We start from the raw sequence: 8,603 nt of genomic DNA, 5'->3' as shown, positions 1-8,603 counted from the left end.
TTTTAAACTTCTGTCTTTCAGTAAACACAAAAATATTGTCTATAAGGATAGCCTTTTAAAAGATTGGATACGAACGGCCTTTTGGTTGCTCCTTCGACCTGTTTCTCCTCGTTACTTCGCACATAAAATAGAGAAAGAAATTCAAAAATATAGTCGTGAGAATGGTCAATATATAGCCTTTATCCCTTCTAAATTTAAGGAAAAGGAAGTCTTTCCAAGTGGTACTTTTGATAAAACAATCGATTTGTCCTTTGAGAATTTAAGCCTTCCCGCACCTGAAAAATATGATACTATTTTGACGCAATTTTATGGGGATTATATGACCTTGCCACCTGAAGAAAAACGCTTCTACAGTCATGAATTTCATGCCTACAAATTGGAGGATTAGGATGCAATATTTAGAAAAAGAAGAAATTAAAGAAATTCAACTAGCCCTGCTAGATTATATTGATGAGACTTGTAAGAAACATAATATTCCTTATTTTCTCAGTTATGGAACCATGCTTGGAGCTATCCGCCACAAAGGCATGATTCCCTGGGATGATGATATTGATATTTCCCTTTATCGTGAAGATTATGAGCGCTTATTGAAGATCATTGAGGAAGAAAACCATCCACGTTATAAGGTTCTCTCCTACGACACTTCTTCTTGGTACTTCCATAATTTCGCATCGATTTTGGATACTTCTACTGTTATCGAAGACAATGTTAAGTACAAGCGTCATGACACCAGTCTCTTTATCGATGTCTTCCCAATTGATCGCTTTACAGACTTGAGCATTGTCGACAAGAGCTATAAGTATGTGGCTCTTCGTCAACTAGCTTATATCAAAAAATCACGAGCAGTTCACGGCGATAGCAAATTAAAAGATTTTCTTAGATTATGTAGTTGGTACGCTCTCCGATTTGTCAATCCTCGCTACTTTTACAAGAAAATTGATCAACTAGTCAAAAATGCTGCAACCAACACTCCTCAATATGAAGGGGGAATTGGAATCGGTAAGGAAGGAATGAAAGAAATCTTCCCAGTTGATACCTTTAAAGAACTGATTTTAACTGAGTTTGAAGGCCGTATGTTACCAGTCCCTAAAAAATATGATCAATTTTTAACCCAGATGTATGGAGATTATATGACACCACCATCAAAAGAAATGCAAGAGTGGTATAGCCACAGTATTAAAGCTTATCGAAAGATAGAGAAGTAGCTCAGGCTTATAAGAGAGCGAATCTTTTGGGTGTTTATTTGAGAAAATCAGGACAGTACAATTCATATACAAAGCTGGATATGAAAATGGATTAAAATTATGTTTTATAGAAATGATAAAAGAAAGTGTGGCATACAACGAAGAATATAAAGAAAAGGAAGTTAATATTATTTAGCTTTCTCATATGTACTTTAATTATAGCTGCCAAATTATCATCAGTCGATGCGGATACCATTTCCACAGGGGATGGTATCCGCATCGACTTTATTAATTTAAAATCTAAGTCAGGGAGTGATGATATTCTCTTAGAAAGCTGAGGGCACTTTGCTTTAATTGATATGGGTGAGGATTATGATTTCCCAGATGGAAGTAACCCACGTTATCCAGATAGGTGGGGAATAACCATGGACAATGACCAAGTTTTAGAGGATCGATGGTTCCGTCATTTAAAACAAGTTGGTATTGAAAAGCTAGATTTTATCTAAAAAGATACGCTGATGAACGTATTACAACAAAATGGAGGTTGTGGGAAAATCTTTATAATTACGATAATGCTATAAAGACTGCTACTGAACGTGGATTAAAATTGATACAAGATATCTCAGATACAGATAGTCATTTTAATTTGGGTTCCATGGATATTCAGCTGTATAACTATAAAAATGAGTATGATAGCAACGGAAATCTAAAAAGGGTATTTGATGACAATTCTAACTCAATTGTAGCAGTTGTGAAAGTAGCAGGTAAGAGAATCTATTTGGGTGGAGACTTGGATAATGCTGAGGGAGCAGAAGATAAGTTAGGTCCTGTAATTGGTAAAGTAGACATGATGAAATGGAATCATCACTATGATGCTAACATTTCTAATACAGCTAACTTTATTAATAATTTATTACCAAGTATTGTTGTTCAGACAAGTGTATCAGATATTAATCGTGAATCTACTAGGACTCTACTACGAGAAAAGAATATAAAAATAGTAAAAGCTTTTAGTCATACAAAAGATGCGACTGTTTTTGATATAGATGAAAAAGGGTTTACTGATGTTTCGAAAGTTTTCCCCGATATACCGTCGGTTAGAGAAAAATAGTATAATGATATAAAGAAGAAGGTTACTGGAAATATCGCTTGTTCGATGGAGAAATGACGATTGGTTGGCGAAAAATAGACGGTGTTTATTATTTCTTTAATGGACAAGGACAAATGCAAGCTAGCAAATGGCTTTATTTGAATGACTCCCGAGAAAAGCTTGATGGGAACTGGTACTATTTAAACAGTAGTGGTAAGATGCAAGAAGCCGGATGGTTTAAGAAAGACGGTTTTTGGTACTATATTACATTACCGCTACAGGGGCTCGGAAATATAATGAATTAGTGGAAATTTCTGGACAAAAATATTTATTTGATAAAGAAGGAAAAATGTTAACAGGATTGCACGAGTTTAACGGCAAAAAAATGTTCTTTGCTACTAATGGTGTCCTTCAATCTAATGGAAAACCTTCTAGTTGGAAAAAAGTGTCAGGAAATTGGTATTATTACGATGAGAATGGAATCCCTTATTGAAGAATGCAACAACACCTGATGGTTATAAAGTTAATGAAGAAGGTGTATGGAAACAAGTAGTTACTTCTGATAAGAAGCCAAATCAATCTACAAACAAACAGGAAACAGCTACTCTAACTGATAAATAAGACAAGATGAATAAGGAAGAAAAGCAAGAAAATCATAAAGAAATGAACTCTTTTAATTTCTTTTAATCTTAGCAAGTGCATAGTGGAGTGTTTTATCTTTGGTAAGAAATAGCGTCAAGAGATAAAAGATACCGTAAGTCGCAACAGTCGAGAGAACCATGAGTATCATATTGAGGTTGACTATATAAGAGTTGATTTGGAAAAGGAATTTAAACGCAAAATAGATCGGAATGAATCCGAGCGATACAATAGTATAGCGTGTTAAAGTAGTAAAGATTTCTTTTAAGTCAAGCAGATGATGTTTCTTGATAAAGTAAATTTCCAGTAGAACAACTACAGTTTCTGCAATAATAGTAGTAGCAATGTAGTACTCTGGTGCAAAAATATTATTGAAATACAAGAGACTGTTGAGTAGGATATTAGTTCCACCACCAATAAAGTAAAAGGCTGTTAAACGATTTTCGTGGTCGTTGATGAAGATAATTTGTTTACCAAGGATTAACTCAATGGCCCAAATGATAGTACGAAAGGCGAAGACACTAGTCACAATACCAGCTTCAAGGTATTTTTCAGAAGAGTAGATGACTGCAGCATAGTTTCCTAATACCATAATCCCAATACTGGTTGGAATGATAAGGAAATAAAAGAGGGCAGCTCCTTGGTTCAGAAGATTTTTATAAAATTCGTAGTCTTTCTTACCGAGATAGTAGCCGAGACGAGGAATACTAACGTTGATAGCTCCACTCAGGACACTGGCAATCAACATAACGATGCTAGAAGCAATGGTGTAATAAGAAATGTAGTTTTCATCAGGTCCTTTGGTAATAAACATTCTATCGAGTAAGGTGTAGAGCATATTGGCATTAGCTAGAAGCAACATGGTCAAGAGTGGTTTAGATGCTTTGACTAATTCGACAAGACCAATCTTAACAAAGGAAACTTCTCTCTTGATCCAAAGAAAACTGAGTAGATAGTTGAGAATTGTCGTTGCACTCATGATGATTGCATAAGGTACGATATCATTTGGAGTTTTTACAAAGGTGAAGATAGCGACCAACATGGCAATACGAATAACCAATGTTTTGTATAAGATGAATGTATAATTTTCATAAGCTTCATTCATCCATTCGATATAAAGGAATTGGAAGAGAGCCTGGACACCAAGTATATAGTAGAGTTCTTTCAAATTTTCAATACTATTATCCAGATAAATAAATAGGAAATAGATACTTGTTGTTAGAACAGATGTAATAATGGAGATATAGAATAACTTGGAGAAAACATAGTTGATTTTATTTTTATCATCCTTGACCTTACTGATAGCTCGAATTCCGTAGTTATAGATTCCAAAGGCGGCTAAAGGAATGACAAAGCTAGCCCAGGTATTGGCGGTATTGAAATAACCGTAATTGGATTTGCTGAGAATCCGCGTCAGATAAGGATTGGTTATCAGCGGAAAAACGATATTGAGAACATTGACTAGTAAGCTAGCCAGTGCATTAACCATTGTACTTTCTTTCTTGTATTGTAAAATTGTCTCTAGTATTATATCACATTCTCGCTTCATTCTTTTGATAAAATCGTAAAAATCTAGTATAATAGATAGAACTGAAAGTATGAGGTTACTAGCAATGAAAATGAAACAAATTAGTGATACAACTTTGAAAATCACGATGTCTTTAGAGGATTTGATGGATCGAGGCATGGAGATTGCTGACTTTCTTGTTCCTCAAGAAAAAACAGAAGAGTTCTTTTATGCTATCTTGGATGAGTTAGAGATGCCTGATAGCTTTCTGGATACAGGCATGTTGAGCTTCCGTGTGACTCCAAAACCTGATAAGGTAGATGTCTTTGTAACCAAATCAAAGATTGATCAAAATCTAGATTTTGAAGACTTATCGGATTTACCAGATATGGAAGAATTGGCTCAAATGTCGCCAGATGAATTTATCAAAACCTTGGAAAAGAGCATTGCAGAAAAGACTAAAGATGATATTGAAGCGATTCAATCTTTAGAGCAAGTCGAAGCCAAGGAAGAAGAGCAGGAGCAAGCTGAACAAGAAGTTGAGAACAAGAAAGAGCCCTACATCTATTACATCCTTTCTTTTTCTAAGTTAGCTGATTTGGTGGCTTTTTCAAAGACAGTGACTTTTGAGATGGAAACTTCTGAACTCTACAAAATGAACGAGCGCTATTATTTGACCATTCTAGTGGATATTGAAAATCATCCAAGTCCATATCCAGCTTGGCTTTTGGCCCGTATGCGCGAGTTTGCGGACGATAGTGACATCAGTCGCTCGGTCTTGCAAGAGTATGGTCAAGTCTTGATGAATCACGATGCAGTACTTAATCTGCAAAAGATTGGATAATCCTTTCTGGAAAATTATTTCTAGATTTTAGGAAGAGCGAATCATCTGATTCGTTTTTTCTTTTTATACTGAAATAGTGATTTACTATAATAGGAATTTTCACAAAATTCTGTTATAATGGCTATATTAGAAAATTTCGAGGAGACAAACATGACAGTTAAAATTGCTTTACTAGGATTTGGTACCGTTGCAAGTGGCGTGCCTTTCCTCCTAAAGGAAAATGGAGAAAAAATTAATCAATCAGCACACTCAGAGATTGAAGTTGCTAAGGTATTGGTCAAGGATGAAGAAGAAAAGAATCGCTTGCTTGCAGCAGGGAATGACTTTAACTTTGTAACCAATGTGGATGATATTTTATCAGACCAAGACATTACCATTGTAGTGGAATTGATGGGGCGTATCGAACCTGCTAAAACCTTTATCACTCGTGCCTTGGAAGCTGGAAAACACGTTGTTACTGCTAACAAGGACCTTTTAGCTGTCCATGGCGCAGAATTGCTAGAAATCGCTCAAGCTAACAAGGTAGCACTTTACTATGAAGCAGCAGTAGCTGGTGGGATTCCAATTCTTCGTACTTTAGCAAATTCCTTGGCTTCTGATAAAATCACGCGCGTGCTTGGAGTAGTTAATGGAACTTCTAACTTCATGATGACCAAGATGGTGGAAGAAGGATGGTCTTACGACGATGCTCTTGCGGAAGCGCAAAGACTTGGTTTTGCAGAAAGCGATCCGACAAATGACGTAGATGGGATTGATGCAGCCTACAAGATGGTTATTTTGAGCCAATTTGCCTTTGGCATGAAGGTTGCCTTTGATGATGTAGCCCACAAGGGAATCCGCAATATCACACCAGAAGACGTAGCTGTAGCCCAAGACTTGGGTTATGTAGTGAAATTGGTTGGTTCTATCGAGGAAACTCCTTCAGGTATTGCTGCAGAAGTAACACCAACCTTCCTTCCTAAAGCGCACCCACTTGCCAGTGTGAATGGGGTAATGAACGCTGTCTTTGTAGAATCTATCGGTATTGGTGAGTCTATGTACTATGGACCAGGTGCTGGTCAAAAACCAACTGCAACAAGTGTTGTAGCCGATATTGTCCGTATCGTTCGTCGCTTGAATGATGGAACCATTGGCAAAGACTTCAACGAATACAGCCGTGACTTGGTCTTGGCTAATCCAGAGGATGTCAAAGCAAATTACTATTTCTCAATCTTGGCGCCAGACTCAAAAGGTCAGGTTTTGAAACTTGCTGAAATCTTCAACGCTCAAGATATTTCCTTCAAGCAAATCCTCCAAGATGGGAAAGAGGGTGACAATGCACGTGTCGTTATCATCACACACAAGATTAATAAAGCGCAACTTGAAAATGTCTCAGCTGAATTGAAGAAGGTTTCAGAATTCGACCTCTTGAATACCTTCAAGGTGCTAGGAGAATAAGATGAAGATTATTGTACCTGCAACCAGTGCCAATATCGGGCCAGGTTTTGACTCGGTCGGTGTAGCTGTAACCAAGTACCTTCAAATCGAGGTCTGCGAAGAACGAGATGAGTGGTTGATTGAACACCAGATTGGCAAATGGATTCCTCATGACGAGCGCAATCTCTTGCTCAAAATCGCTTTGCAAATTGTGCCAGACTTGCAACCAAGACGCTTGAAAATGACCAGTAATGTTCCCTTGGCGCGTGGTTTGGGTTCTTCTAGCTCGGTTATCGTTGCTGGGATTGAACTAGCCAACCAACTGGGAAATCTCAACTTATCTGACCATGAAAAATTGCAGTTAGCGACAAAGATTGAAGGACATCCTGACAATGTAGCTCCGGCCATTTATGGTAATCTCGTTATTGCAAGCTCTGTTGATGGGGAAGTTTCAGCTATTGTAGCAGACTTCCCAGAATGTGATTTCCTAGCCTACATTCCAAACTATGAATTGCGCACTCGAGACAGCCGTGGTGTCTTACCTAAGAAATTGTCTTACAAGGAAGCTGTTGCAGCTAGCTCTATCGCCAATGTGGCGGTTGCAGCCTTGTTGGCAGGAGACATGGTGACTGCTGGCCAAGCGATTGAGGGAGACCTCTTCCACGAACGCTATCGTCAGGACTTGGTGAGAGAATTTGCGACGATTAAGCAAGTGGCCAAAGAAAATGGTGCCTATGCAACCTACCTCTCTGGTGCTGGGCCGACAGTTATGGTTTTGGCTTCTCATGACAAGATGCCAACGATTAAGGCTGAATTGGAAAAGCAACCTTTCAAAGGAAAACTTCATGACTTGAAGGTTGATACCCAAGGTGTCCGTGTCGAAACAAAATAAAGAATAGATGATAGGATGGGGAAACTCTTGACTAGAGGGCTTCCTATCCTTTTTTTGAGAAGAAGTTTATACTCAATGAAAATCAAAGAGCAAACTAGGAAGCTAGCCGCAGGTTGCTCAAAGCACCGCTTTGAGGTTGTAGATAAAGCTGACGTGGTTTGAAGAGATTTTCGAAGAGTATTAGTTAAAAACTTGATAAAGGAGAAATAAAGATGGCAGAAATTTATCTAGCAGGTGGTTGTTTTTGGGGCCTAGAGGAGTATTTTTCACGTATTTCTGGAGTGCTAGCAACCAGTGTCGGCTACGCTAATGGACAAGTCGAAACGACCAATTACCAGTTGCTCAAGGAAACAGATCATGCAGAAACGGTCCAAGTGATTTACGATGAGAGAGCAGTGTCACTTAGAGAAATTTTGCTCTATTATTTTCGAGTTATCGACCCTTTATCCATCAATCAACAAGGGAATGACCGTGGTCGTCAATATCGTACTGGGATTTATTACCAAGATGAAGCAGACTTGCCAGCTATCTACACAGTGGTGCAGGAGCAGGAGCGCATGCTTGGTCGAAAGATTGCAGTAGAAGTGGAGCAATTACGTCACTACATTCTGGCTGAAGACTACCACCAAGACTATCTTAAGAAGAATCCTTCAGGTTACTGTCATATTGATGTGACCGATGCTGAGAAGCCATTGATTGATGCCTCTAATTATGAAAAGCCTAGTCAAAAGGTGTTAAAGAAAAGCTTAACCGAAGAGTCCTATCGTGTTACCCAAGAAGCTGCTACAGAGTCTCCATTTACCAATGCCTATGACCAAACTTTTGAAGAAGGGATTTATGTAGATATTACGACAGGTGAGCCACTCTTTTTTGCCAAGGATAAGTTTGCCTCAGGTTGTGGTTGGCCAAGTTTTAGCCGTCCGATTTCCAAGGAATTGATTCATTATTACAAGGATCTCAGCCATGGAATGGAGCGAATTGAAGTTCGTTCTCGGTCAGGCAATGCTCACTTGGGTCATGTTTTCACAGAT

At 38.2% G+C, this 8,603-nt stretch carries 8 protein-coding genes and 1 pseudogene; 8 read left to right on the top strand and 1 reads right to left on the bottom strand.

Annotated elements, in window-relative coordinates; translation table 11 throughout:
• The 4 genes and pseudogenes from SMSK597_RS0102575 to SMSK597_RS13875 form a co-directional block, all read left to right on the top strand.
• On the top strand, nucleotides 1–388 hold a 388-nt coding region (locus SMSK597_RS0102575), incomplete at its 5' end, for a LicD family protein (protein WP_000396701.1).
• A gap of 1 nt (nucleotide 389) precedes the next feature.
• The gene (locus SMSK597_RS08410) at nucleotides 390–1,205 is read left to right on the top strand and encodes a LicD family protein (RefSeq protein ID WP_001199640.1); all 816 of its coding nucleotides are present in this window, start codon (nucleotides 390–392) and stop codon (nucleotides 1,203–1,205) included.
• Between the two features lie 125 nt (nucleotides 1,206–1,330).
• Nucleotides 1,331–2,758: pseudogene (locus SMSK597_RS08405) on the top strand (MBL fold metallo-hydrolase); the annotation flags it as partial.
• A 5-nt stretch (nucleotides 2,759–2,763) separates the two neighbouring features.
• Nucleotides 2,764–2,895: a hypothetical protein gene (locus SMSK597_RS13875; RefSeq protein ID WP_004238090.1), complete on the top strand. Its 132-nt coding sequence runs from the start codon at nucleotides 2,764–2,766 to the stop codon at nucleotides 2,893–2,895.
• 52 nt (nucleotides 2,896–2,947) lie between these two features.
• Here the strand turns inward: SMSK597_RS13875 and SMSK597_RS08400 are convergent, their stop codons facing one another.
• Nucleotides 2,948–4,402, bottom strand: coding sequence for an oligosaccharide flippase family protein (locus SMSK597_RS08400; protein ID WP_000245662.1), 1,455 nt, complete (start codon nucleotides 4,400–4,402; stop codon nucleotides 2,948–2,950).
• Between the two features lie 124 nt (nucleotides 4,403–4,526).
• Between SMSK597_RS08400 and mecA the strand changes: the two genes are divergently transcribed.
• From mecA to msrA, 4 genes are all read left to right on the top strand, one after another.
• On the top strand, nucleotides 4,527–5,264 hold the full coding sequence (gene mecA / locus SMSK597_RS08395; RefSeq protein WP_000782687.1) for an adaptor protein MecA: 738 nt from the start codon (nucleotides 4,527–4,529) through the stop codon (nucleotides 5,262–5,264).
• A gap of 150 nt (nucleotides 5,265–5,414) precedes the next feature.
• Entirely contained in the window at nucleotides 5,415–6,701 is a 1,287-nt protein-coding gene (locus SMSK597_RS08390) for a homoserine dehydrogenase (RefSeq protein WP_000216356.1), read from the top strand.
• A gap of 1 nt (nucleotide 6,702) precedes the next feature.
• Nucleotides 6,703–7,572, top strand: coding sequence for a homoserine kinase (thrB, locus tag SMSK597_RS08385; RefSeq protein ID WP_000692443.1), 870 nt, complete (start codon nucleotides 6,703–6,705; stop codon nucleotides 7,570–7,572).
• Nucleotides 7,573–7,784: 212 nt separating this feature from the next.
• A partial coding sequence (gene msrA, locus SMSK597_RS0102560; RefSeq protein ID WP_000818196.1) for a peptide-methionine (S)-S-oxide reductase MsrA occupies nucleotides 7,785–8,603 on the top strand: 819 nt, incomplete at its 3' end.

Origin of the sequence: Streptococcus mitis SK597 (genome assembly GCF_000148545.1) — a bacterium.
Taxonomy (GTDB): Bacteria; Bacillota; Bacilli; order Lactobacillales; family Streptococcaceae; genus Streptococcus; species Streptococcus mitis_C.
The sequence above is the reverse complement of the archived record's forward strand: the minus strand, read 5'-3'. Positions and strand labels throughout refer to the sequence as shown.